This window comes from Euzebyella marina, assembly GCF_003687485.1.
GTDB lineage: Bacteria > Bacteroidota > Bacteroidia > Flavobacteriales > Flavobacteriaceae > Euzebyella > Euzebyella marina.
In genome coordinates this window covers 3,440,465-3,462,500 of sequence record NZ_CP032050.1, presented here as the reverse complement: position 1 = coordinate 3,462,500, position 22,036 = coordinate 3,440,465, and the positions used below count along the sequence as shown (strand labels likewise).

Below are 22,036 nucleotides of genomic sequence, written 5' to 3'. Positions count from 1 at the left end.
TTAAAATTTTGGAGGACTTGGACCAAGATGGTGTAGTCGATCATTCTAAGATTTTTATTGATAGTCTGGTGATGCCTAGGGCATTGGCTATGGCCTATGGCGGACTTTTGTACGTGGAACCTCCTAATCTGTATTTTGTTGAAATTGACGAAAATGATCAACCTGTAAATAGAGTTTTGGTCGATTCTCTTTACGCGTTGGAAGGAAATCCTGAATATCAGCCCAATGGATTGCGATTGAATATTGACAACTGGTTTTATAACGCGGGTTCTCATTTCAAATATCAAAGAAAGAATGGTGAGTGGATCAAAAAGCCTACCACCTATAGAGGGCAATGGGGGGTAAGTCAAGATAATTTCGGGCGTCTTTATTATAACAACAATTCTACGCAGCTTTTAGGGGATTACATACTTCCTAACAGACTGGTTCGAAATGAATATATGATTCCGAACAAAGGGGTAAACCAAAAATTAACCAAAGACCAAAATGTCTATCCGATACATGCGGCAAGGGTGAATCGTGGATATGTCGATGGGGTGTTGAATAAAGATAGCTTACTTCTAGAAGTAACAGCCGCTTGTGCTCCATTGGTTTATCGCGGTTCTGCCTTTCCAGCAAATTATGATCAAAATGTTTTTGTTTGTATTCCGGAAATAAATGCGATCAAACGGAATATACTTAGCTTCGAGGGTAATAAGGTGGTAGCTAAGCAGGCTTGGAATAATAAAGAATTTCTGGCAAGTACAGATGAAGGGTTCAGGCCTGTAAATTTGTCGGTAGGACCCGATGGTAGTATGTACGTTGTTGATATGCATAGGGGAGTTATTCAACATAATGCATTTCTTAGTCCGTACTTAAAAAAGAAAGCGAAGGAATTCAAGTTAGATACCATTGTGACCTCGGGTCGTATTCTCAAGATTACTTCGAAATTGTCTAAAGTCAGTGAAATCCCTAATCTTGATGAAGCTTCAAGTAGTGAGCTCGTTGCTTTACTAAGCCATGAAAACGGTTATGTAAGGGATCAAGCACAACATCGATTGGTCTATAAGGGTAGTAATGATGTGGTACCCTTGTTAAAAGATTTAGCCAACGACACTCAGAGTCCGATAGCACAAATACATGCGCTGAATACATTAAATGGGCTTGGAGAAGGATTGAGTTTCGAAATTCTATCTGAGATAACTAGAAAGAGCCAACCTGATGTGGTGGCCCATGCCATTGTTTTATTGGAGAATTTTAGGGAGAAAAGCAACATAGATCAGGCACATCAATTATTTGAAGGACTTAGCGAGAAAGCAGATAAAACGATAGATCTTTATCTTGCAAGTACTCTAGGTTACTGGAGCAAAGGGCAACAAAATCAATTTTTGCCATTGTTCAATACTTTACAAAATAGGTATAAAAATAACCCTGTTGTTCAAGAAGCTCTCATGAGCGGAATGGAAGAACTTGAGCCTCAATTTTTGGCTTCGATAGAAGATAATGAGTCCAATGAGGCTTTCGAGGAACTCTGGGAGAAAAATCAAATGCGACAAGCAAAGGACGAAAAAAATCCCATTTATGTACGAAACGGTTCAAGTCAAGATTCTCGTACTAAAGGTGCTAAATTATATAGGCAAATTTGCGCCGCTTGTCACCAAGCGGATGGTACTGGGGCAGAGGGGCTAGCCCCACCGTTGGCGAATTCTGAGCATATATTGCCCTCAGAGAAATTAGGTCTCATTATTTTGCATGGTCTAAGAGGGCCTATCGATGTGAATGGAGTTCATTACGACATCAACCATGCAATGCCAGGGCTGAATTCGAACGAAACACTTTCTGATAAAGACATATCGGCAATTGTTTCATACGTGAGTAATGCCTTCTCAAAATACCCTAAAGGCCTTCGGGAGAAAAAAGTGAAAGAACTTCGGGACGTTACTCCAAAAGAAGATGGAGGATTTACCATTGAAGAACTTGATGAAACACTAAAAACACTAAAGTGATTTTAATATTACAAGGGAGATAAAGAAAGGGCGCTTACTAAGCGCCCTTTTTATTCTTTAGAAATTATTTCTTCTTGCCTATTGGGCTGTCGTCGCATTTCAAATCCCCTAAAACATATTGCATGCCATCCAAAAGAAATTTTAAAAATTCTAGATTGTCCAATGTTTGGGCATTATGTGAAGGAGAAGTGTAAAACACCCTTCCTTTGCCATGTTTTTTAATCCATGCTACATAACTTATGTCATCTTCGGGCTCTTTCTTTAGGCCTTCCAGTTTGGTAACATCGATGTACAGCAAGGGTCTGAAGTTATAATCGGAATAGGCATTCTTGAAAAAGTAAGGCTCATCAACATGTGTAAAGCCGTTTCCTGAAAATGCAGCTACCAAAGGGTGTTTTTCATCCACCTCCATTACATGCATTTCCTGTTGCTTGGGATGGTAGTCAAAACTTCCGCCAGTCATTTGACTGAATTCTTGAGAGTTGTTTTGAACCGTGATGGCGCCATGTAAAATCATAAGTCCGCCTCCTTGAGCAATATAATCCATAAATCCTTTTTCGTACTCTCTTGCCAAAGACTCGATTTTATCATCTGATAGATTAGAGTTTTTTTGAAGTAGGTCCCAGAACAAATCTCTTTTAGGTCCCGCGGGATTACAATTGTTAAAAATAACAGCATCAAACTTTTTTAGATTTTCATTATCGAAACTGTCGATATCATAAGAGTTGGTCACTTCGAAAACTCCTGATTTTTCGCCCAATATCTTCAACATCTCTACATTTTGAGGAGCTGTCCAATGGTAAAAGCCCGTATGCTGCGAAAACACCAGTACTTTTTTGGTTTTCGATTTAACTGTTGGTGTTGAAGGGGCTATTTCCTGAATTTTAGCTATCCATTCTTCGGTAACATCAAAAGAATCCAATCCTTGGGCGATGGTACCCAGAGTCGTGAGAAGTAGTAAAAAGGTCAATTTTGTTTTCATTGTCTATCTTAATTGGTTGTTTTTCTAGAAGATTGTCTAATAATCAGTTGATGCTTTAAAAGAATTTGGTCGGCAGACTCTATATTAATTGAGCCATTGAGGTGACTTAGAATACTTTGACCGGCCAAAACACCCATACGGTACCCAGGATATTCGATGGTTGATAATTCTGGATTAATGACTTCTGACACGGGGTCGTTGTTGAAGCCAATTATTTTTATGTCATCAGGTATTCTATAACCAGCCTTTAAGAGTGCCTTTATGCAATATACGGCAAAAGTGTCGTTGGTAACGAACAGACCGTCGATGGGTTCTGGTGAAGCGGTTATCTTTGCGATTACACTATCAATCTCTCTAGAATTGAACTGGTCAAGAACCAAGAGATTTTCTATTTCGAATAATTTAACTTCATCCAAGGCTTTTTTGTACCCAACATATCTTTGGTAGTAAGCACTTCTGTTCAAGCCATGAGTGATGTGCATTATATTTCTGCACCCTTGGTCAAGCAAGTGCTTTGTAGCGTCATAACCGGCTCTCAGATTGTCGATTATTATGGTGGGGCAGTCGGGAATGTTGATTACACGATCAAAAAATAACAGAGGAATTTTTCGATTGGTAAAAGTATTGAAATGATCATAAGTTTTTGTTTCGTTGGCTAAAGAGACCAAGAGGGCATCTACACCACTTTCAAATAGGGTTTTGGTATTGAATTTTTCTTTTTCTTCCGATTCTAAAGACTGGCTAATAATAAGGTTGTAACCTGCATCATTTGCAATTTTTTCAATTCCAGAGAGCACTGTTGACATAAAGTCTGAATTCAATTTCGGAACGATAACACCGATAGTATTTGATTTTTGGAGACTTAAGTTCGATGCAAACTTATTGATGCGATAACCTGTTTCCTCGGCAGCTAACATCACTTTAGACTTGGTTTTCAAACTGATGGATGGATGGTCATTCAAGCTTCTGCTCACCGTGGCAGGTGACACCCCGAGTCTTTTGGCCAAGTCGTATATAGTTACTTTTTTCTCCAAAATCAGTTATGCAATTTTATGCAACAAAATTAAAGTTTAATGGTATATTTCTTTTATTAATTAAACAATTTACTCTTTTTAGAGTCTTAAATTTATCAAAGGTTTAATTTAATATGATATTTTTTGAAAAAAAACTATGTAACCGATTGCATAATTAGTGAATTTTTCTAGATTTGTGAAAAGTGGTTGCAATATTGATTTTGATTGAATCATGCAATTAAAAACATTGATGAATGACAGGTCTTACAAGCTTCATATCTCATAGCAACAGAACTTTAAGAATTTCCCTAATCGGCCTGCTTCTTACTCTTTGCGTGTCACAGTCTTGCAAGCAAGAATCTCAAGAATTGCAATTAGAGGTAATTATTGATAATGAAAATAGCGCCGAATACGTCGTTTACAACCTTGCAAGGGAAGATAGTGGTAAGATAGATTTTAAAAGACCTGTTTCTGTGCAGCAAGTAATTGGAGACTCTTTGGTCAATGTCGTTTTTCAATTAGACTCATTGGCAGACTTGGTATGGCTTCAGAACAAACAAGTGGGTGGTAAAGCCAAATTGGTCTACAAAATTAAAAATGATGCAACGCCAAAATTGGATTATAAAATTGTAAAAGATGTCGAATCTTCTGGCAACCGAATTCTTTCTTTAAACAATCAGCCAGTGCTACAGTATCGCTATGAAATGACCTATCCGCCAGAAGGGGTCGATTCTCTCTATGCGAAATCCGGATTTGTACATCCGATAATAACTTTAAAGGGTGATACTCTAACTAGAATTCAGGCACCTGACCATTATCACCATTATGGTCTTTGGGGCCCGTGGACCCATACCCAAATAGATGGTGAACGTGTCGATTTTTGGAATTTACGCGAAGGCATGGGTACCGTTCTTTTCAAAGATTTCAAAAGTAAGGTGTCAGGGCCGGTTTTTAGCTCGTTCACCGCAGTACAAGAGCATATTGATCTAAAGACTAAAGACAGCCCGCAGTTGGCATTAGAGGAAGATTTGACCATTCGTTTATGGAACCTGCAACGTGCCGACAGGTATATGTTCGATTATATCACTAATTTTAGTACGCCATTAAAAAATGGTATTTTGTTTGAAGCCTACAGATATGGTGGAGGGTTGGGCCTACGGTTTCATGAGCGGTGGAAAGCTGATAATTGTACAGTTTTGACCTCAGAGGGTAAAGACAGGTCATCAGCTGATGGAAGCAATGCCAGATGGTGTATCGTAAGTGGAGAATCTTCTGATGGAAAGAGTACCAACGGTATTTTATTTTTGAGCCATCCTGAAAATAGAAAACACCCTGAACCAATGCGAGTATGGCCTCTAGACGCTAATGGGGGTAGGGGAGATATGTTTTTTGAGTTTTGCCCAATACGTCATGACGAATGGAAAATTGAACCCAATAATACCTACAATCTTCGCTATCGAATGGTGGTTTTCGATGGTACGCTAAGTGCTGCCGAAGCGGAGAATTATTGGCGGGCCTTTGCGAATCAACCAGAAATCATAGTAACCAAGAATTAAAACATAAAAGATGCAGCGTAGAAAATTTATTAACAGAACAGCCTTGGGCAGTGCCGCAATGGTAGGTTTTCCGTCTATCGTTCCCGCAAGCGTTCTAGGTAAAGATGCCCCTAGTAATAAAATCAATATCGGTCAAATAGGTTGCGGAAGAATTGCCCGCGGACATGACATACATGATACCATCAGATTTGATCAGACCAAATACATAGCTGTTTGTGATGTAGATACAAAACGTGCTGATGATGCTAAGGTGTTGGTTGACTCCTTCTACAAAGAAAAAACCGGCAAGCAAAAATACAACGATACGAAGGTCTATGAAGATTATCGTGAGATGTTATTGAATAAGGATATTGATGCCGTAGTGATCAGTACACCTGACCATTGGCATTCTCAGCCTGCCATGGAAGCTGCCTATGCAGGTAAAGATATCTACCTTCAAAAACCTACCTCGCTTACTGTAAAAGAAGGTCAACAATTGAGGGAAGCCGTTAAAAAAACGGGAGTAATTCTTCAAGTAGGTACCCAGCAAAGGGCCATGCCCCAATTTAGGGTGGCCGCCGAATTGGTACGTAATGGCCGTATTGGTAAGGTTCACACTGTTAAAATAGGGTTGCCAGGTGATCCGGCCGGTCCTGAAGCCCCTGAAATGCCTGTACCATCCAATTTAAATTTTGATATGTGGCTGGGCTCTACCCCCGAAGTGCCCTACACAGAAATTGGCGTACATCCGCAGGAAGGTTACGGTAGGCCGGGCTGGCTTAGAATAAGAAATTATGGTGCGGGAATGATTACGGGTTGGGGCCAGCACCATTACGATTCGGCTGCTTGGGGTATGAATACCGAGCTTACCGGTCCGAAATCGGTTGAGGCATTGGCCGAATTTCCAAAGTCAGGATTATGGAATGTACACGGAGATTTCTTTGTAAAGCACGAATATGACAATGGTATGACCGTATATACGAGCGGTGGTTACACTAACGGTATACAATATATTGGCGATGACGGGTGGATTTTCGTTTCACGGGGTGATTACCAAGCTTCTGCTTCAGACCCGGTAGACAAAGAGAAAAGTGCCAAGGCTTTGAATGCATCTGATCCTAAAATTTTGGAATCCGTTATCGGTGAAAACGAAATTCATTTGGAAAAAATCGATGACCAACACGGTAATTGGTTGGATTGTATTAAAACAAGAAAGCAGCCGATATCAGATATTGAGAAGGGTCATAAAGCCTGCGTCATTTGTTTGATCAGTGATATAGCCATGCAGTTTGACCGCAAATTGGAGTGGGACCCAGAGAAGGAACAATTTATAAATGATGATGAGGCAAACACCCTACTTCATAGAGAACAAAGAAAACCCTACGGAACCGATTATGTAAAAGCATGATTGCTGAATAAATTGCTCAGAAACACCTCCCGTTAAAAAGGAGGTGTTTTATTTAGCCGTAAATTTGAAACTAAGTACCAAAGCCCAATAAACTAAAACCCTAATGAAATATTTTCTAATGCTCTTCTGTACTGTTTTGATGTTTTCCTGTGCAGAAGAAAAAAAGAGTTCAAATACTGCAAAAGAAGAAATGTCACAGAAAGTTAAATTAATGACATTAGACCCAGGCCATTTTCATGCTGCATTGGTCCACAAAAAAATGTATCCGCAAGTAGACTCCACTATTTATCTATTTGCCCCTAAAGGTCCTGAGGTTGAAGATTTTCTAAGCAAGATTGAATCATATAATACTAGGGATGAGGCCCCTACCGATTGGACGGTTCAGAGTAAGTTCAGTGATGATTACTTAAATCAAATGTTGGCAGATAAATCTGGTAATGTGATGATTGTTGCCGGAAAAAATTCCAAAAAAATAGACTATATACTTGCCGCGGTAAAGGCCGGTCTTAATGTCTATGCAGATAAGCCATTGGTCATCAACCCAGAAGGTTTTGAGAAATTAAAAGAGGCTTTTAAAGTGGCCCAAGAGAACAATGTTCTTATCTATGATATCATGACCGAGCGTTTTGAATCGACCACCATGATGCAGAAACTGTTGTCTACCTTGCCCGAAGTATTCGGCGAATTAGAAGACGGAACCGCAGAAGAACCTGCCATCAGCAAAGAAAGTGTGCACCATTTTTTTAAATATGTAAGCGGTCAACCTTTAGTTCGTCCGGCATGGTTTTTTGATGTGAACGAAGAAGGTGAGGGTATTGTAGACGTTACAACACATTTGGTCGATTTGGTGCAATGGGAGGCTTTTCCTGAAGAAATTATCGACACGGCACAAATTGATATGGTCAAGGCACGTAGATGGCCAACATTACTGTCGCCTGATGAGTTCAATACGGTAACTGGTCTAACCGAATTTCCCGATTATTTAGATAAAGATATTAAGGATGGTGAATTGAATGTCTTTGCAAACGGAGAGATGGTATACAAAATCAATGGTAAGTATGCCAAAGTATCTGTTATCTGGAATTACCAAGCACCAGAAGGCACTGCCGATACTCATTACAGTATTATGAGGGGCACTAAAAGTGACCTGATTATTAAACAGGGTCAAGAAGAAAACTTCAAACCAGTACTTTACATTTTACCAAAAGAGAAAGAAGGTTTTGAAGAAAGTTTGAATGAGGCCATCTCAGGCGCAGTTGCCGAACAATTTTCAGGAACTACTATTGAAGAATTGAACGACGGGTCTTTTCGAGTGAATATACCTGATGAATTTAAAATCGGACACGAGGCCCATTTTGGTCAGGTAACCGAAAACTTCCTTAAATATTTGGGGGAGGGTCAATTGCCTAACTGGGAAGTGCCTAACATGATCTCGAAATACTATACGACTATAGAAGCTTACAAAATAACGCAGGAGTAGGTCATTAGCCCTTGAGTATATCTCTGAACTCCAGAAAAAATTCTTCAAAGGTACTCATCGATTCGTTTAAAAACACCATGGTTTCTTGCCAGGTGTTTTTATTGTGGATCGATACCCCTGATTTTTCAATGAATATGCGCGAAACCTCCTTTCCGTTATCCAGTAAGTAAAAATCTTCGTATTGAGCACCAGCGAAATAATCGTCAGAGGTAAGTATCGATTTCAATGATTCCAATTTTTCCCAAAGTTGTAATCTGCGGTCTAGGTCGTCGGTTTCAATATCCAAGATGACCATTGCTTTTTTTACATCAAAATGAAATTTGAAAGCTAAGCCTTTTATTTTGGTATTATACAATATCCATTTACGGGGAAATGATTTTCCGAAGGCAATCCAAAATTCTTCACGTAACTTTTTTGATTCTTCCCTGCTGAACATTTAGATAAAATAGGCGAATAAAATTCCTAATATAATAACTAAAATCTTTCTTAAGTTAAAGCTGTGGCCCTCGGAGCTTTCAAAAAGTATAACGGTAGAAATGTGCAAGAAAACCCCTATGACCAATGAAGTGATCGGTGCATAGTAAGCCTCTACCCATTGCGCGTGCCCTGCCAGATAGCTACCGAGCGGTGTCATTAGTGAAAATATCGTTATAAACAAAAGCGCTTTTGCAAAAGCTATTTTAGAATTTAAGAAGAAGATACTCAAAATAATAGCGATGGGTATCTTATGTACCAATACACCGTAAAGAATGGTGTGATGATGTTCGATCGGAAAACCTTCTAAAAAAGAGTGAATGCACAAACTAATGAAAATAGGCCACGGAAAACCCGATTTATCATGTTCTATGTGTACATGACCATGTTCGGCTCCTTTCGAAAAGAATTCCAAAAAAATCTGCAATAGAATACCCAACATAACGAATACCCCAACTGTTTTGGCATCAGCGCTTTCATATACCGAAGGAAAGAGCTCAAAAATGGTCAAAGCCAAGAGAAAGGCACCACTGAAGGCGAGAATGAGCTTAAAATGACTTTTATTGTCGGGCTTTGTAACGTATACAAGGCAGAAGCTGAGCAATACGGCCAGTATGGGTAGTGAATAAGTCATGAGATGTAACGAAGGCTCAAATAGTTTGGTAAAAAATCGTTTGTCGAGTAAAAGGCAGCTTACTTACGAAACCTAACGAATTGACCGCAATTCTTATATTTTGGGGCAAAATTAACCTATTTTTGCCACTTTCAGATGAAATTTTATGAGCGCAAATTTTAAGATGGTGGCCAAGACCCTTTTTGGTCTTGAGGAGATATTGGCAAATGAAATTCGCAGTATTGGCGGAGGAAATATTGAGCAAGGTGTTCGAAGTGTTTCTTTTGAAGGCGATACAGGTTTTATGTATAAGGCGAATCTATGCCTTAGAACGGCAATTAAGATTATTAAGCCCATTCAGTCGTTTTCAGTGCGAAGTGAAAAGGAACTTTATCAAAAAGTGTATGCGATGGATTGGGAAGAATACCTTTCGGTCGACACTACTTTTACCATAGATTCAACCATTAACTCAGATCATTTCACCAATTCTTTATATGTGTCTCAAAAGGTGAAGGATGCCATTGTTGATAAATTCAGGGATTCTAGCGGTAAAAGACCAAGTGTTGATACCAAATTTCCTGATGTGCGAATCAATATTCACATTCATCAAAACGAATGTAGTGTAGCTTTGGACAGTTCGGGAAGGTCGTTGCACCAAAGAGGTTACCGAACGGCTACCAATATAGCCCCTATAAACGAAGTATTGGCGGCTGGCCTGCTTCTGTTGAGTGGATGGAAAGGCCAATGCGATTTTTTAGATCCCATGTGCGGTAGTGGTACTTTTTTGACGGAGGCCGCCATGATTGCCTGTAACATACCTGCCAACATCAATAGAAAAGAATTTGCGTTTGAAAAATGGAACGATTTTGATGAGCCTCTTTTTGAGAAAATAGTGGACGTTTGTTTGGGTAAGACCCGAGAATTTCATCATAAAATAGTGGGGTACGACAAAGCGCCTTCAGCTGTAAGAAAATCGTTGGACAATATTAAAAATGCCAACCTATCGGAATATATTCATGTAGAACGCAAGAATTTCTTTGATACAGAGAAATATAATGAAGGGCCCTTGCATATGGTTTTTAACCCTCCGTATGGTGAACGTCTAAGTCTTGATATGGAAGATTTTTACTCATCGTTAGGCGATACCTTAAAACAGAGTTACCCAGGTACAGAAGCCTGGTTCATTACTTCAAACTTAGAGGCCCTCAAATATGTAGGTTTAAGGCCGTCAAGAAAAATCAAGGTTTATAATAGCCGATTAGAATCGCGGTTGGTGAAATACGTTATGTACGAGGGAAGCAAAAAAGCAAAATTTCAGAATACCTAGCCACCTACTACTTTTGCTCTTCTGGGATGTTTGGTTCTGGCTGCGGGGCTGGTACGGTTTCTTTTGATGCGGTTTTGGCCTTTTTGTAGAGCGGAATCAAATAACTGATAGAATAATTGTAACCCACCCCAAACCTGCTGCCATCGGTAACCTTGTTAAACCCAGGAATAAATAAGTTTCTAAAATTTTCAGGGTTTTTATTGGTCACTAAAAACCCTAAGCGGGCGCTGGCCCCGAAATAAAGGTTTTTGACTATTTCGGCCTTAATACCCACTACAAATTCTAACCACGATGCATTAAGGCCGCTGAATTCGCCTAATTGTTCGGTGCCGGGGGTAAAATCATCAGGACTCCAATACCTATCTGTATTGAAAATTTTATAGTTATTCAGGGTTTGGCTAAAAGTACTGAAGGCATAGCGACCTCCTACGTATATCATATTTTGTTCGCCGTACCAATTACCGTAGGTATTGTAATCGATACCTAGTTTAATATAGCTTCCAGAAGCAGTAAAATTGTAGAGTTCGCCATCAACGCTCTTCTCATCAATGCCCAGTCGTACTCCAATCGATTTTTTTTCGTTACCCAGTTCGCCCGCCAAGTACAGGTCTTGGGTCAAACGATAGTCTCCAACAAATTCTAAACCGGTGTAATTGTCCTCAAGAAAGGAAATCAAAGGTCTGCTCAAATCGATACCTACCCGAATACCGTAAGGTTGTTTATAGGTAACGGTATCTTTTTTATTTAAGTTAATGGGGCTGTTTTGCCCATAGACCGAAACCGCGAACAATATAAAAAGGCTGCTAATGAAAAATCTTGACATGGGCCGAAGCAGTGTTTTCTATGTTAGGGGTAACTATTGTAAAATCTTGTACCCAAAGACTGTCAGCAGGTTCTTGGGTGCTGATTTCAAGGCCTTGGTAAGTAACTGTATAACCACAGGCCCTTGATTGATAAATTTCCTGTACTTCGTAATTAAAAGTAAGGGTGTCTACATTGATATCATCTATAGAAAGCTGTCTGCTCATGGTAAATGAGGTACTTGTCGCATCGACCCTTAAGGGCAATACGATGGAATCAAGAGCCGCATTATCTAAAGTGTCTTGCTCCCCTTCGGGAAGCAAACCGCGAACAATCAAATTTTGAACATCTTTGAATTCAGTGGTGTCGAGTACATCATAAAACCGAATGACCAGATTCGGAGTGTCGGCATCGATACAGATATCGTCTTTTTCACATGCGGAGAAGGAAAGAATACCTAGAAAAATTATAATTACAATTTTAAGCTTGTTCATGTAGCTATATCTTTTCCAAAAGTACGACATTTTCAACGTGGTGCGTTTGCGGAAACATATCAACGGGTTGAACCTTCACCACCTTATAGGTTTCTTTCATGAGCTCCAAATCTCTGGCTTGTGTGGCACTGTTGCAACTTACATACACTACTTTTTTCGGAGCAATGTTCAAGATTTGTTGAACCACATCTTTGTGCATACCGTCCCTCGGGGGGTCGGTAATAATAACATCGGGTATGCCATTCTCTGAAATAAAGGCCTCATTGAAGACATTCTTCATATCTCCCACAAAAAAGGAAACGTTCTCTATTTCATTTCTTTTGGCATTGGCCTTTGCATCGGCAATGGCTTCTAATACCGATTCGATACCCACCACCTTCTTGGCTGTTTTGGCAACGAACTGAGCAATGGTTCCTGTACCGGTATAAAGGTCATACACCAGTTCATCTCCCTTTAGGGCAGCAAAATCTCTAGTCACCTTGTACAGTTCGTAAGCTTGTTCAGAATTGGTCTGGTAAAAAGATTTGGCGGTTATTTTAAATTGAAGACCTTCCATCTCTTCAAAAATATGATCGCGACCAGCAAAACAAATGACCTCTTGGTCGTAAATGGTGTCGTTCTGCTTTTGATTGACCACGTAAAGCAATGAAGTTATTTCAGGAAACTGATTCTCTAAAAAACTTAGAAGTAAGTTTCTGGCCGTTTCATCATCTTCATAAAACTGAATAAGTAACATTAACTCGCCCGTCGAAGCGGTTCGTATCATCATGGTTCTGAGCAGCCCGTACTGATTTCTTGGGTTGAAAAAGCTCAAATTGTTTTCTATAGCAAAGTTACGGGTCGCCAGACGGATTGCATTTGAAGGGTCTTGCTGAAGATGACACTTCTTGATATCTAAAATTTTATCCCACATACCGGGAATGTGAAAGCCCAAGGCATGCTTATCCTTTATTTCTTCATCAGAATTGATTTCATCTAGGGTCAACCATCTACTATCCGAAAAGGAAAATTCCATTTTATTTCTGTAGAAATACCTCTTTTTAGAACCTAAAATAGGAGTAGTGGCAGGTAAGTCTAAATGCCCGATTCGTCTTAGGTTGTTTTCTACTTCTTTCTGTTTGTAAAAAAGCTGATGCTCATAGCCCATATCTTGCCATTTACACCCGCCGCAAACCCCGAAATGTTGGCATTCGGGTGTTGTTCGCTTGTCTGATAATTCATGAAAATGGGTGGCTACACCCTCGAAGTAGGCTTTTCTCTTCTTGGTGGTCTGAACATCTACAATATCGCCCGGTACGGTATTGGTCAAAAAAATGACCCTTCCGTCGGGTGCTTTACCGATGGTTTTACCTTTGGCACCTGCATCGACCACTTCTACATTTTCGAAAACCTGTCGCTTTCTATTTTTTCGCATGGCGCAAAAATAGGATGTTTGAATAAATTCACAGAAGCGTTTAAGACTTTATTAGGCCAATTGCTGGTTAAGTATGGCCAATATTACGGTAGGCTAGAGGAGGTCTATCATTTTATCGATCGATAGAGTCGTTTTATACCCAAATCTCAGGGCAGCATCATTCAAATTTAGTAATTTAGCGGCTCTACGAATTGGATGATTTCTCTCCCATAAGCAGGAATTGCTAAAGTTTTATTTAAAGTAATTTTATCATGTCAGTTTTAGAAAAAATGACTTCTAAAGATGCAATTGCATTGGAAGATAGGTATGGAGCACATAACTACCATCCACTTCCGGTAGTTTTGAGTAAAGGTGAAGGAGTATTTGTTTGGGATGTTGAAGGAAAAAGATACTACGATTTTCTTTCGGCCTACTCAGCTGTCAATCAAGGGCATTGTCACCCTAAGATTGTAGGTGCCATGACACAACAGGCACAGACCCTTACCCTAACATCTCGTGCTTTTTATAATGATATGCTGGGTAAGTATGAGAAGTACGTAACCGAAACTTTTGGGTTTGATAAGCTATTACCCATGAACACAGGTGCCGAAGCTGTTGAAACCGCCCTTAAAATCTGCAGAAAGTGGGCTTATGAGGAAAAAGGTATAGAAGAAAACGAGGCGAAAATTATCGTGTGCGAGAATAATTTTCATGGTCGTACAACCACTATCATATCATTTTCAAACGACCCTGTAGCCCGTAAAAATTTTGGGCCCTATACCCAAGGTTTCATAAAAATTGAATACGATAGCCTGAAAGCACTTGAAGATACCTTAAAAGAAAATGATGATATCGCCGGTTTTCTAGTAGAGCCTATTCAAGGGGAGGCAGGGGTGTATGTGCCATCAGAGGGTTATTTGACCAAGGCGAAGGCTTTGTGTGATAAGTACAATGTTCTTTTTATTGCTGATGAGGTACAGACAGGTATTGCAAGAACCGGTAAAATGTTGGCGGTCGACCACGAAAATGTGAAACCTGATATTTTAATTCTCGGCAAGGCCTTATCGGGTGGTGCATACCCAGTTTCGGCAGTTCTGGCCGATGACCATATAATGGGCGTTATTCGACCAGGTAACCACGGTAGCACCTTTGGTGGTAACCCTGTGGCTGCAGCTGTAGGAATGGCGGCTTTGAAAGTCGTGAAAGATGAAAAACTAGCTGAAAACGCCATGAGATTAGGAGAATTGTTTAGAAAGGAATTGACCAATTTTATACCTGAGTGCGAATTGGTGACCAAGGTTCGTGGCAAAGGACTTCTAAATGCGATTTTAATTAATGATACTGAAGATAGTTCTACTGCTTGGGACATTTGTATGGCCCTGAAAGAAAATGGTTTGCTGGCCAAACCGACCCATGGGAATATTATTCGTTTCGCACCTCCCTTAGTGATGAATGAAGAACAGTTGATGGAATGCGTTTCCATTATCATATCTACATTAAAGGATTTCAGAAAGTAACCGACAATTAATATATGGAAAAAGGCCCGAAACATTGCTTCGGGCCTTTTTAGTTGATAAAATGTTAGTTTCCTACATATTTTGTCCGCTAAGGGCGGCCATTACAATAGCTGCTATTGCGCCAAAATAAAGAATGCCAATCACTAAATATATGGCTGCTATTGCCAGACCGATATAAGATAGGGTCTTACCGGTTTTTGCATTTTCTATACCTGTATACTCGCCTGAGCTCCGTTCAAAAACTCTTTCGGCAGTTTTGGCATTCGAAAGGCCTATAAAACTGAATATGGCACCGAATGGTCCGCAACAAATTAAGGTCAGTACAATAGATAATATTCCAAAAGTGAGCGCATTGCTTGAGCCGGGTAACTGTTGTTGATTCATTCCATTTTAGTTTTGCTCAACACCCCACTGTTCCATTATTTGTTTGGTCTGCTCCAAATAAGCTTCCCAACCTCCCATTTGCATGATGGAAAAAACGGTCCATATCAATGAAAGAACACCCAATACCAATCCGATGATTGCAACAATTTTTGCCGTCTTCAGCTGACTGAAATTTGAATAATTTTCCGGTTGTACTTTATAAAGCTTTTCATCCTTCGAAGTTAAGAATAGGGCTATTCCAGAGAGAATGATACCTCCAATACCTGCACTGAAACAGCAGCATAAAAAAGATACAATACCGAGAACTAGGGCAATCGTTACGTTAGGTAATTTCTGTTGGTCCATAAAAAAAGGTTTAGTTAGATGAACTTTAAAATATAGTTGCCGAGAATCATTACGATACTGGCAGCTGTAAAGAATACAATAATTTTGTTGCTGATCTTTAAATTTGAAAAACTGCTCAATGATAAAAAAATGAATAAAGGCACTATGGCGTAGATGGCAGGGTACATTTTAAAAGCCGTAACAAAATCTCCGCTGAACAAAGCAAGTAACGACCTTTGCATACCGCATCCTGGGCAATCAACCCCAAAAATCCTCTTGGTCAGGCACGGCAGCATGTAATCTTCTATGGCAAGAAAAAAATGTGTAAGCTGTATTTTCAACTTTCAAAAATTGGTTGAGGAAAATTACCATTATTTTTGTGGATATAAAATAAAACATGTCCGTTTTTAAGATTGGAAATAAGGTAGAGACCATTGATGATGTCATATCGGGGATAGTGGTCAAAGTGGGCGATAATGAAGTTTCAATAGAAACGGATGAGGGCTTTGAACTCAGTTTTCAGCCAAACGAACTTGTAAAAATAGGGGATGGGGAGATTCGGGTGACTAACCACGAAGCTCATTTGGTAAAATCTGAAAAAGAAATACCAAAACGAAGGCGACGGCCTGCACCCAAACCAAAAGAAAGAAATGCGCCGAAAATGGAGGTCGATTTGCATATCAACCAATTGGTGCCATCCACCCGAGGAATGACTAATTACGACATGTTGAACATTCAGATAGAAACCGCTAAAAGGCGGCTAGAGTTTGCCATGCAAAAGCGCATTCAAAAAATAGTCTTTATTCACGGGGTTGGTGAAGGAGTGCTTAAAGAAGAACTCTATTCTTTGTTCAGAAGGTACGAGAATGTGAACTATTACGATGCCGATTACCAAAAATATGGTTTAGGTGCCACTGAGGTTTATATTTACCAAAATCACTAATTGCCAAAAGTAGTATAACTACCCATTTCAACGCTATTGATTATAGGCAGCTGTACGTCATTTGCGTCTTCTCCGGTACCTCTTAATGTTAGAATAAGACTGTCAATGATAAAATTGTGGGTATAGGTGATGTTACCACTTTCATCGGGCTCTCCTTCAAGAGTCTCTATCTTTAATGTGCCGTACGTAGAATCGTAATACCAATTTTGAATATCCTCGGCCAATTCGATATCGGTACAGACCATATCGCTTGAAGAGAAAGTATTGGTTACCACATATTTTAGAAGACCGGTTGAAACATCTATTTTTCTAGGAAATTCTTCTTGGGTTGCCATATTGGCAAGTGAATCGAAAGGTACATCTAAAGCAATCAACTCATCATTGATCACCTTTACCAATCGGATGGTCGAATCTGTTGGGTTTTCTAGGCATTCAGTGTAGTTGTCAATTTCACTATAGTTTGAAAAGGGTTCTTCTAGTCTTGCGCTATTGGCCGTACTAGTAGTAAAAGTACCGTACTCAAAAGTTGAGGTGTCGGTGATACTTTCATTTTGGTCGTTAGTGAGAGCCAAACCTGTTATTGAAATGGTATGGCCATAATTCTTAACATCTTTGGTTACGGATCGTACTTTGGTTTCAATATTTAGGGTGCCTCCAGTGGCCGTATTCTCTTCCATAACCATCGGTTCTAACGGAGGAACCACATCACAGAAATAGTCCTGGGTAACATCATCGGTAAAGAGACGGTAAATTAATTCTGAGGCGGAAGGGATGGCACTTGAGATAGTGCCGGGCTCTGAAGTTTCATTAGCCAATAGGCCGCCGGCAAGGTTTAAGATCAAAGCTTCATCTTGGTCAATTTTGAAGAAAAAGGTGGTTTCGGTCGCATCGTCTTCGTCGCCACAGGTGGTTATGCTAACCGAATCAAAATCAACTTGTTCAATCTGTAAGTCTCCGTCGTCACAAGCAAAAAAAACGGTTAACAGGCACAAAAGCAAGGTTTTCTTCATGCGCCAAATTTAAGGGAATTTAAGTACAAGTTTAAGTGCAATTAGGGAGAAATTAACTTTAATTACTCTAATTTTGACCCCTCATTTGTGAAAAGGATTTCAAGAACACGCAATGGAAAAAGTGTATTTAGATAATGCCGCCACTACACAGGTAAGGGAAAATGTAATTGAAAAGATGCAAGAGGCCCTTGCCAAATTTTATGGCAACCCTTCATCGACCCATAGTTTCGGTCGGTCGGCTAAAACGGCAATAGAAAGTGCCAGAAAGACGATTGCCAAAGAGCTAAATGCACATCCTTCCGAAATCATTTTCACCTCAGGTGGTACCGAAGCCGATAATATGATTCTCAGGTGTGCTGTGCGTGATTTAGGCGTGCAAACTATCATCACATCTAAGGTTGAACATCACGCAGTCTTACATACTGCTGAAGATTTGGCGAAAGAAAAGAATGTGAAATTGCACTTTGTAGCTATAGATTCGGATGGTAACCCAGATTTAAGTCATCTCAAAGAGCTATTAATGGCAGATGATACTAAGAAGCTGGTCAGTTTAATGCATGTGAACAACGAAATCGGAAATATCATAGATATTGATAGTGTCTGTCAACTTTGTCATCGACATGATGCCTATTTTCACTCCGATACCGTTCAAAGTATCGGTCATTATCCTTGGGATATAAAGAAAACACCTGTTGATTTCATGACCGCGGCCGCCCATAAATTTCACGGACCTAAAGGAGTCGGTTTTGCTTATATCAAAAGAAATTCGGGCTTGAAACCTTTTATTTCAGGAGGCTCGCAGGAAAGAGGCTTTCGCGCCGGCACCGAATCATTCCATAACATTGTGGGTCTCGAACAGGCTTTTGTTACAGCTTATGAGAATTTAGAAGAAGAGATGGCTTATGTGAAGGAACTAAAGACTCACTTTATTCAAGAATTGAAGACGAAAATTCCAAAAGTGGAATTTAATGGCCATTCAGCTGATATGACCAAGAGTACCTACACATTGGTCAATGTTCGCTTGCCCATTGAACCTCAGAAAGCCTTGATGTTGCTCTTTCATTTAGACATTAAGGGTATTGCCTGTTCTAAAGGTAGCGCATGCCAATCGGGAAGTGAAACCGCATCGCACGTACTTGAAGAAATTTTGGGAAAGGAAGATTTAAAAAAGCCTTCGATTCGGTTCTCTTTTTCAAAATATAACACCAAGCAAGAGCTCGACTATACAGTAGATGTTCTTAAAAGTTTCGTAGAGGATTAATTTGCGGGAAGACTTAATTGTCTTTTTTTCGGTCTTTACGCTTTTCGCGGTCGTAAGGAAATTTACGGGCGGCTAACTTCATCATACGGTCGATGAGGTCGTTGGTGTTTTTTCCTGATTTTTTATTGATTTCCTTTTCGTATTTCCAGAGAAGTTTGCCTGTAGTACCGTCGCTAACCTTTACGCCGATACGCCCGTAGTTGGCACTTCCCGAAAAATAATCCATAAAGTTGAAATCAGTAGAAACGCCATTTGACAGCAGAACATTCAAATCGATATTTCCGCTAATAATACCATCGACCCCCAAAATTTCACTGAGTTCTTTGATGGTATATACATCGATATTACTAAAATTGATATTGTGTTGGGCCAAAATGGCATTTGTATTCTTAATGTTCTGAAAGTCTACCGAAAATTTTTTCTTCTGTTTTCGTTTTGAAAAATAGGTCTCTAGCGCGTTTTGCACCGCATAACCTTCTTTTTCTTCGAGATTTTTCATCTCTTCTTTCGATATGTTATCGTCAAGATCAAGTTCGGTAATAAAAGGTATAATGGCCAATTCTTCGTGCTCTGAACTCAGTTCGTCGAATCGGTTGCTCTCGTAGATGTTCTTTTGGGCAAATACAATAGTTGAACAGAAAATTATGCCTAGAAACAGTATGTTTTTCATTTTCTTTTTTGGTTAAAACCGCATGCGTATTCTAAGGTTCAAAATACGACTTGTCATAAAATTGGGTATGGCGTACTGGTTTTTACTTTCTACATCTCTAACCCAAGTGTTTGTAATCGAGTTTTGGTTGTTGAACATATTATAGAGTTCTAAACCGGCGCTCAATTCTTTAAAGTGCCCTCTCCAGTAATTTTTGGGATGCATCTTTTTTCCACCCGCAAAAATATATGAAATTCCTAAATCAGCCCGTTTATACGTTCTTAATCTATTTTGGTATTCGTAGGGGTCAACATAGTTGGGCGAGCCACCGGGTAGCCCTGTGTTGTAAACCAAATTAAGGTACATTCTGAAATCGGGAAACTGCGGCACATAGTCTTGGAAAAGCACCCCCAACTTAACGCGTTGGTCGGTCGGTCGCGCAATATAGCCACGATTGTTCCAGTTTTCTTCCGTTTTTAAAAGCCCAAGACTCACCCACGATTCTGTACCAGGTACAAAAGCGCCGTTCAACCTAAGGTCCAATCCGTAAGCATAGGCAGAAGCGATATTGGCGGCCACATATCGTATTCTTACATCGTTCAACGTATACGGGTTGACATTTTCGAGGTTTTTATAATACACCTCACTCGTTAAATTAAAGGGTCTTGACCAAAGGTTAAACGAGTATTCATTGGCCAAAACAATCTGTTCTGAACGTTGCGCATCGATTTGGGGCCGCAAATTGCCAGAGGCGTCACGTAATTCCCTATAAAAAGGAGGTTGGTGGTAAAGCCCGCCACTAAGTCGGAACAACATGTCAATATTCCATTGGGGTTTAAAGGCTAACTGGGCTCTCGGACTGATAACCACATGCGATTGACTCGACAGTTCTTGTGATGAGATATTCCAATAATGCGAACGAACACCCAAATTGTAATAGATATGACCAACATTTTTTGTTATTCTATTACTGAACTGTAGAAACCCTGAAATGCGATTGGTATAGGTGTAGTTTCTTGCGTTGATATACGAATAAGCCACTAGAGGGGCCTCGAACGGAACATTGGGTTCATTGTTTTGAAATTCCGGTAATGGGGGTCTGACGGAATAGCCAAGGGAGTCTAAAAATTCAGATTCCCTGATCTGATCTCGAATATCTTCATGGGTGTATTTAACGCCCCATTCCCATTTTTTATGGTCAACAGAACGGCTTCCTTGGTGCTCAAGGTTAACAATAAGGGCATCTAAATCATTACGGGCCCTTCTGAACTGACTTCCCAAACCTTGTTGGGCACTCGCCCCGCTGTTCATTTCAGACTCAAGTGGCGACAGACGATAAGTGGCGATGACATCGCTGTATTCTTCTTCAGTGGTATGATAAATTGATGAAATTAAGTTAAGAGTAGTTTTTTCGTCAGGAAAATAATTTGCTTTTAATGCGCCTAGGACCGTTTGATATCTATTATTCTCATTACCCTCATAAAAAACGATCAGAGTGCGAGGTTCTGAAAGGGTGCCAAAATTGGTCTGTCTAGATAGAGGTTCGTTTCGATAATCGTTAATTGATAAGTTGCCTAAAAAATTTAGATGAAATTTTTCGGAGAAACGATACGTGTCGAAAGTCTGAAAATCGATAAACCTTGGTCTAAAGTTGGCCGTTGTATTTGTACTGTTGACCAATAGACTATTGTTTCTATAGCGTATACCACTGACACTACCGAAGTTCTTGTCATTTGAAATTGTTTCTAAAGTGGCCGCGGCACCCAAAAAACTTAAATCTATAGTAGTTGCAAATGACGAAGGCTTTTTATACCTGATGTCTAGAACAGATGATAATTTATCACCGTATTTAGCTTGAAACCCGCCTGATGAAAACTCAACGCTTTGCACCATGTCGCTATTTACAAAACTGAGTCCTTCTTGTTGGGCCGATCGAATTAAAAATGGCCGATAGACTTCAATACCATTGATATAAACCAAGTTCTCATCAAAGTTTCCGCCTCGTACGTTGTATTGGGTACTCAATTCATTGTTGGAAGTTACGCCGGGCAATAACTTGATGATGTTTTCAACCCCTGCATTCGCTCCCGGAATATTTCTGATTACCTCATTGGAAATGGTTTTTATGCCTTTGGTCTCCCTTTCGCCTGAAGGACTCACGGTTACCTCGGCAATCTGGGTAATTTCTTGTTCTAAAATGGGGTTGAAAAAATAGGTTTCATTGGTGGTAAGAATTAGGTTTTTTAATAGCACATCCTTAAAGCCAAGAAAGGAAATAGTTATGTCAACCGGTGTTTCCGAAGGAACCTGAATAGAGTAGAAGCCTGACTCGTCAGAAATGGTCCCGTTATTTGCAATAGTGATGGTGGCATTGCTGATGGGTTGGTTATGTGAATCAAAAATGACACCTGTTACAGTTGCTGTTTGGGCATTACCTGGCATG

At 39.9% G+C, this 22,036-nt stretch carries 21 protein-coding genes (1 of these 21 only partly in view); 8 read left to right on the top strand and 13 right to left on the bottom strand.

Translation table 11 applies throughout. The features are described from left to right. Window positions 1–1,985, top strand: the 3' portion of a protein-coding gene (locus D1013_RS14800; protein WP_225621554.1) for a DUF7133 domain-containing protein. Its footprint begins 274 nt before the window's first position; 1,985 of the gene's 2,259 nt are visible here — the last part of the coding sequence; its start codon lies off the left edge, out of view; the stop codon is at window positions 1,983–1,985. Between the two features lie 64 nt (window positions 1,986–2,049). Here D1013_RS14800 and D1013_RS14795 read toward each other — a convergent pair whose 3' ends face one another. Next, window positions 2,050–2,967 (bottom strand): ThuA domain-containing protein, encoded by a 918-nt coding sequence (locus tag D1013_RS14795; protein ID WP_121849571.1) that lies wholly within the window; start codon window positions 2,965–2,967, stop codon window positions 2,050–2,052. Window positions 2,968–2,975: 8 nt separating this feature from the next. After that, window positions 2,976–4,001, bottom strand: a complete 1,026-nt coding sequence (locus tag D1013_RS14790; RefSeq protein ID WP_121849570.1) for a LacI family DNA-binding transcriptional regulator — start codon at window positions 3,999–4,001, stop codon at window positions 2,976–2,978. 233 nt (window positions 4,002–4,234) lie between these two features. Between D1013_RS14790 and D1013_RS14785 the strand changes: the two genes are divergently transcribed. The 3 genes from D1013_RS14785 (at window position 4,235) to D1013_RS14775 (ending at window position 8,403) form a co-directional block, all read left to right on the top strand. After that, a complete protein-coding gene (locus D1013_RS14785) occupies window positions 4,235–5,536 on the top strand; it encodes a DUF6807 domain-containing protein (RefSeq protein WP_121849569.1) in 1,302 nt (433 codons plus the stop codon). Between the two features lie 10 nt (window positions 5,537–5,546). Beyond that, window positions 5,547–6,923 carry a Gfo/Idh/MocA family protein gene (locus tag D1013_RS14780; protein WP_121849568.1) on the top strand — a complete coding sequence of 459 codons (1,377 nt, stop codon included), beginning with the start codon at window positions 5,547–5,549 and terminating at the stop codon, window positions 6,921–6,923. A 103-nt stretch (window positions 6,924–7,026) separates the two neighbouring features. Beyond that, a complete protein-coding gene (locus D1013_RS14775; RefSeq protein ID WP_121849567.1) occupies window positions 7,027–8,403 on the top strand; it encodes a putative oxidoreductase C-terminal domain-containing protein in 1,377 nt (458 codons plus the stop codon). Between the two features lie 4 nt (window positions 8,404–8,407). On the opposite strand, the gene D1013_RS14770 is transcribed toward D1013_RS14775, so the two are convergent. Continuing rightward, window positions 8,408–8,839, bottom strand: coding sequence for a DUF4268 domain-containing protein (locus tag D1013_RS14770; protein WP_121849566.1), 432 nt, complete (start codon window positions 8,837–8,839; stop codon window positions 8,408–8,410). Continuing rightward, complete coding sequence (locus D1013_RS14765) at window positions 8,840–9,511, bottom strand: ZIP family metal transporter (RefSeq protein WP_121849565.1); 672 nt, start codon at window positions 9,509–9,511, stop codon at window positions 8,840–8,842. A 145-nt stretch (window positions 9,512–9,656) separates the two neighbouring features. Between D1013_RS14765 and D1013_RS14760 the strand changes: the two genes are divergently transcribed. Beyond that, entirely contained in the window at window positions 9,657–10,817 is a 1,161-nt protein-coding gene (locus D1013_RS14760; protein ID WP_121849564.1) for a THUMP domain-containing class I SAM-dependent RNA methyltransferase, read from the top strand. 7 nt (window positions 10,818–10,824) lie between these two features. Here the strand turns inward: D1013_RS14760 and D1013_RS14755 are convergent, their stop codons facing one another. The 3 genes from D1013_RS14755 to rlmD are packed head-to-tail and all read right to left on the bottom strand — an operon-like array spanning window position 10,825 to window position 13,526. After that, on the bottom strand, window positions 10,825–11,640 hold the full coding sequence (locus tag D1013_RS14755; RefSeq protein WP_121849563.1) for a DUF6048 family protein: 816 nt from the start codon (window positions 11,638–11,640) through the stop codon (window positions 10,825–10,827). Continuing rightward, the gene (locus tag D1013_RS14750) at window positions 11,621–12,112 is read right to left on the bottom strand and encodes a DUF6452 family protein (RefSeq protein ID WP_121849562.1); all 492 of its coding nucleotides are present in this window, start codon (window positions 12,110–12,112) and stop codon (window positions 11,621–11,623) included. The genes D1013_RS14755 and D1013_RS14750 overlap by 20 nt, the downstream gene beginning before the upstream one ends. A 4-nt stretch (window positions 12,113–12,116) precedes the next feature. Further along, entirely contained in the window at window positions 12,117–13,526 is a 1,410-nt protein-coding gene (rlmD, locus tag D1013_RS14745) for a 23S rRNA (uracil(1939)-C(5))-methyltransferase RlmD (protein WP_121849561.1), read from the bottom strand. A gap of 251 nt (window positions 13,527–13,777) precedes the next feature. On the opposite strand from rlmD, the gene rocD reads away from it, so the two are divergent. Beyond that, complete coding sequence (gene rocD, locus D1013_RS14740; RefSeq protein ID WP_121849560.1) at window positions 13,778–15,022, top strand: ornithine--oxo-acid transaminase; 1,245 nt, start codon at window positions 13,778–13,780, stop codon at window positions 15,020–15,022. A 72-nt stretch (window positions 15,023–15,094) separates the two neighbouring features. On the opposite strand, the gene D1013_RS14735 is transcribed toward rocD, so the two are convergent. From D1013_RS14735 to D1013_RS14725, 3 genes are read right to left on the bottom strand one after another with little or no spacing between them, the layout of a single operon-like run. Beyond that, on the bottom strand, window positions 15,095–15,406 hold the full coding sequence (locus D1013_RS14735) for a CCC motif membrane protein (RefSeq protein WP_121849559.1): 312 nt from the start codon (window positions 15,404–15,406) through the stop codon (window positions 15,095–15,097). A 6-nt stretch (window positions 15,407–15,412) separates the two neighbouring features. After that, complete coding sequence (locus D1013_RS14730; protein WP_121849558.1) at window positions 15,413–15,751, bottom strand: CCC motif membrane protein; 339 nt, start codon at window positions 15,749–15,751, stop codon at window positions 15,413–15,415. 14 nt (window positions 15,752–15,765) lie between these two features. Beyond that, complete coding sequence (locus D1013_RS14725; protein ID WP_225621553.1) at window positions 15,766–16,071, bottom strand: DUF2752 domain-containing protein; 306 nt, start codon at window positions 16,069–16,071, stop codon at window positions 15,766–15,768. Window positions 16,072–16,127: 56 nt separating this feature from the next. Here D1013_RS14725 and D1013_RS14720 point away from each other — a divergent pair, with 56 nt between their 5' ends. Beyond that, window positions 16,128–16,673: a DUF8465 domain-containing protein gene (locus tag D1013_RS14720; protein ID WP_121849557.1), complete on the top strand. Its 546-nt coding sequence runs from the start codon at window positions 16,128–16,130 to the stop codon at window positions 16,671–16,673. Here D1013_RS14720 and D1013_RS20470 read toward each other — a convergent pair. Then, a complete protein-coding gene (locus D1013_RS20470; protein ID WP_192466574.1) occupies window positions 16,670–17,683 on the bottom strand; it encodes a hypothetical protein in 1,014 nt (337 codons plus the stop codon). The two genes, D1013_RS14720 and D1013_RS20470, sit on opposite strands and share 4 nt — an antisense overlap. 112 nt (window positions 17,684–17,795) lie before the next feature. On the opposite strand from D1013_RS20470, the gene D1013_RS14710 reads away from it, so the two are divergent. Then, complete coding sequence (locus D1013_RS14710) at window positions 17,796–18,944, top strand: cysteine desulfurase family protein (RefSeq protein WP_121849556.1); 1,149 nt, start codon at window positions 17,796–17,798, stop codon at window positions 18,942–18,944. Window positions 18,945–18,957: 13 nt separating this feature from the next. Here D1013_RS14710 and D1013_RS14705 read toward each other — a convergent pair whose 3' ends face one another. Continuing rightward, window positions 18,958–19,614: a hypothetical protein gene (locus D1013_RS14705; RefSeq protein ID WP_121849555.1), complete on the bottom strand. Its 657-nt coding sequence runs from the start codon at window positions 19,612–19,614 to the stop codon at window positions 18,958–18,960. 12 nt (window positions 19,615–19,626) lie between these two features. Next, window positions 19,627–22,035, bottom strand: a complete 2,409-nt coding sequence (locus D1013_RS14700) for a TonB-dependent receptor (protein ID WP_121849554.1) — start codon at window positions 22,033–22,035, stop codon at window positions 19,627–19,629. Window position 22,036: the final 1 nt, after the last annotated feature.

Coding starts and splice junctions, on each gene's coding strand:
- D1013_RS14795 (WP_121849571.1), bottom strand. CDS start 2,967: ATGAAAACAAAATTGACCTTTTTACTACTTCTCACGACTCTGGGTACC.
- D1013_RS14785 (WP_121849569.1), top strand. CDS start 4,235: ATGACAGGTCTTACAAGCTTCATATCTCATAGCAACAGAACTTTAAGA.
- D1013_RS14780 (WP_121849568.1), top strand. CDS start 5,547: ATGCAGCGTAGAAAATTTATTAACAGAACAGCCTTGGGCAGTGCCGCA.
- D1013_RS14775 (WP_121849567.1), top strand. CDS start 7,027: ATGAAATATTTTCTAATGCTCTTCTGTACTGTTTTGATGTTTTCCTGT.
- D1013_RS14770 (WP_121849566.1), bottom strand. CDS start 8,839: ATGTTCAGCAGGGAAGAATCAAAAAAGTTACGTGAAGAATTTTGGATT.
- D1013_RS14765 (WP_121849565.1), bottom strand. CDS start 9,511: ATGACTTATTCACTACCCATACTGGCCGTATTGCTCAGCTTCTGCCTT.
- D1013_RS14760 (WP_121849564.1), top strand. CDS start 9,657: ATGAGCGCAAATTTTAAGATGGTGGCCAAGACCCTTTTTGGTCTTGAG.
- D1013_RS14755 (WP_121849563.1), bottom strand. CDS start 11,640: ATGTCAAGATTTTTCATTAGCAGCCTTTTTATATTGTTCGCGGTTTCG.
- D1013_RS14750 (WP_121849562.1), bottom strand. CDS start 12,112: ATGAACAAGCTTAAAATTGTAATTATAATTTTTCTAGGTATTCTTTCC.
- rlmD (WP_121849561.1), bottom strand. CDS start 13,526: ATGCGAAAAAATAGAAAGCGACAGGTTTTCGAAAATGTAGAAGTGGTC.
- rocD (WP_121849560.1), top strand. CDS start 13,778: ATGTCAGTTTTAGAAAAAATGACTTCTAAAGATGCAATTGCATTGGAA.
- D1013_RS14735 (WP_121849559.1), bottom strand. CDS start 15,406: ATGAATCAACAACAGTTACCCGGCTCAAGCAATGCGCTCACTTTTGGA.
- D1013_RS14730 (WP_121849558.1), bottom strand. CDS start 15,751: ATGGACCAACAGAAATTACCTAACGTAACGATTGCCCTAGTTCTCGGT.
- D1013_RS14720 (WP_121849557.1), top strand. CDS start 16,128: ATGTCCGTTTTTAAGATTGGAAATAAGGTAGAGACCATTGATGATGTC.
- D1013_RS20470 (WP_192466574.1), bottom strand. CDS start 17,683: ATGAAGAAAACCTTGCTTTTGTGCCTGTTAACCGTTTTTTTTGCTTGT.
- D1013_RS14710 (WP_121849556.1), top strand. CDS start 17,796: ATGGAAAAAGTGTATTTAGATAATGCCGCCACTACACAGGTAAGGGAA.
- D1013_RS14705 (WP_121849555.1), bottom strand. CDS start 19,614: ATGAAAAACATACTGTTTCTAGGCATAATTTTCTGTTCAACTATTGTA.
- D1013_RS14700 (WP_121849554.1), bottom strand. CDS start 22,035: ATGCCAGGTAATGCCCAAACAGCAACTGTAACAGGTGTCATTTTTGAT.